Source organism: Streptomyces botrytidirepellens (assembly GCF_003721215.1).
Classification (GTDB): Bacteria; Actinomycetota; Actinomycetes; order Streptomycetales; family Streptomycetaceae; genus Streptomyces; species Streptomyces himastatinicus.
In genome coordinates this window covers 1-2103 of record NZ_RIBZ01000495.1, presented here as the reverse complement: position 1 = coordinate 2103, position 2103 = coordinate 1, and the positions used below count along the sequence as shown (strand labels likewise).

Here is a 2103-nt window from a genome sequence, read left to right as displayed (position 1 = left end):
GTGGGGGACAGCCCGCCGCAGGCGCCCCGGGGCCCAGCCGTCCGTGGGCCGCGCCCGGCGGGTCAGGGGGTGGGGGCGTGTTCGGCGATGGCGGCGAAGTCTTCCACCGTCAGGGACTCGCCGCGGGCCTGGGGGGAGATGCCCGCCGCCGTGAGGGCGGCTTCGGCGGCGGGGGCCGAGCCCGCCCAGCCGGAGAGGGCGGCGCGGAGGGTCTTGCGGCGCTGGGCGAAGGCGGCGTCGACGACGGCGAAGACCTCGTCGCGGGAGGCGGTCGTCGCGAGGGGTTCGGCGCGGCGGATGAGGGAGACGAGGCCGGAGTCGACGTTCGGGGCGGGCCAGAAGACGTTGCGGCCGATGGCGCCCGCGCGCTTGACGTGCGCGTACCAGGCGGCCTTGACCGAGGGCACGCCGTAGACCTTGGAGCCGGGCGGGGCGGCCAGGCGGTCGGCGACCTCCGACTGCACCATCACCAGGGTGCGCTCGATGGTGGGGAAGCGGGCGAGCATGTGGAGCAGGACGGGGACCGCGACGTTGTATGGGAGGTTCGCGACCAGGGCGGTCGGGGCGGGCCCCGGGAGGTCGGTGAGGTGCAGCGCGTCGGTGTGGACGAGCGCGAAGCGGTCGGCGCGCTCGGGCAGCCGGGCGGCCACGGTTGCCGGGAGGGCGGCGGCCAGGACGTCGTCGATCTCGACCGCGGTGACCCGGTCGGCCGCCTCCAGCAGGGCCAGGGTCAGGGAGCCGAGACCGGGGCCGACCTCGACGACGACGTCGTCGGGCCGCACCTCGGCGGTGCGCACGATGCGGCGCACCGTGTTGGCGTCGATGACGAAGTTCTGGCCGCGCTGCTTGGTGGGGCGTACGCCGAGGCGGGCCGCGAGGTCGCGGATGTCGGCGGGGCCCAGCAGGGCGGTGGGACCGGGGTCGGGGTCGGTTGAGCTCACCGGGGAAGTTTACGGGGCGGGCGCGACACCGTTCACTGGCGCAGCTTCTGGCCGCAGTGCGGCCAGGGGGCGGAGCCGCGCTGGACGTACAGCTTCTTGGCCCGGTAGGTCTGCTCGGCGGGGGGCGCGTCCTGGGGGGTGCCGTGGCCGCCGAGGGCCTGCCAGGTCTGGCGGTCGAGCTGGTAGAGCCCTCCGTAGCGGCCGGAGCTGTCGACGGCGCCGGGGCGGCCGCCGGATTCGCAGCGGGCCATGGCCTGCCAGTTGAGCCGGTCGGCGCCGGCGACGGCGGTGGGCGGGGTCATGGTGCCGACGCGGACGATGCGGGCGAGGGGCGCCCGGACGGTCTCGGAGCGCACCTTGCGGGGCTTCTGGCGTACGCCGTTGACGGTGCGCACCTTGTAGATGGTGCGCAGGGTGCCGGGGCGGCCTTCCCGGGCGACCAGTTGGGTGCCCTTGAAGAGGGTGGGGTCGGCGCGCCGGATGGTCGGGAAGGGGACCGGCGTCTCGCGGATCTCCCTGCTGCCGGTGATGCGCATGACGGTCACGGTCTGGCCGTCGCGCGGGAAGCTGTCCTGCGGCACGGAGGTGGTGTCGTGGCCGCGCAGGGTGAGCCCGGCGGTGGTGAGGGCTTCGCCGATGGTGGCGGCGTTGGTGCGGATGGTGTGGGCGCGGCCGTCGGCGAGGAAGGTGACGGTGCGCCGGGTGCGGACGTCGAGGTCCAGTCCGCGCCGGGTGATGGCGGCGGAGCGGGAGGCGGACAGGTAGGCGCCGTCGGCGCGTACGCCGAGTTGGCGCAGCGCGCCGTCGACGGTGTCGGCGGTGGTCCACACCCGGCGGCGTTCGCCGTCGACGGTGAGGGTGACGGGGCGGCCGTAACGGACGGCGATCTCGGCGCCGCTGGTGAGGGGTTGGCCGGGGGCGGGGGCGACGATGTCGTGCGGGCTGACCGCGACGTCCTCGTCGGCGAGGAGTTCGGCCACGTCGTCGGCGTAGGTGTGGAGGGTGCGCGCGTGGCCGTCGACGCTGAGCCGTACGGCCTTGTCCTGGGCAACGAAGGCGGAGGTGCCCCCGGCCAGGGCGGCGACCACGAGCGCCTGGGGCAGCAGCCGCCGCATCGGGTCGGTGCGGGCCGGGGCGCGTCCGCGCCGGGCGGCTCGGCGGG

Annotated in this window: 2 protein-coding genes; both read right to left on the bottom strand. The window is 75.9% G+C overall.

The window, feature by feature from the left end; all coding sequences use genetic code 11:
- Positions 1-62 precede the first annotated feature (62 nt).
- Positions 63-941, bottom strand: coding sequence for a 16S rRNA (adenine(1518)-N(6)/adenine(1519)-N(6))-dimethyltransferase RsmA (rsmA, locus tag EEJ42_RS31930; RefSeq protein WP_123105377.1), 879 nt, complete (start codon positions 939-941; stop codon positions 63-65).
- A 32-nt stretch (positions 942-973) separates the two neighbouring features.
- Positions 974-2103: resuscitation-promoting factor (locus EEJ42_RS31925; RefSeq protein WP_246097531.1), on the bottom strand; the 1130-nt coding region annotated here is incomplete at its 5' end.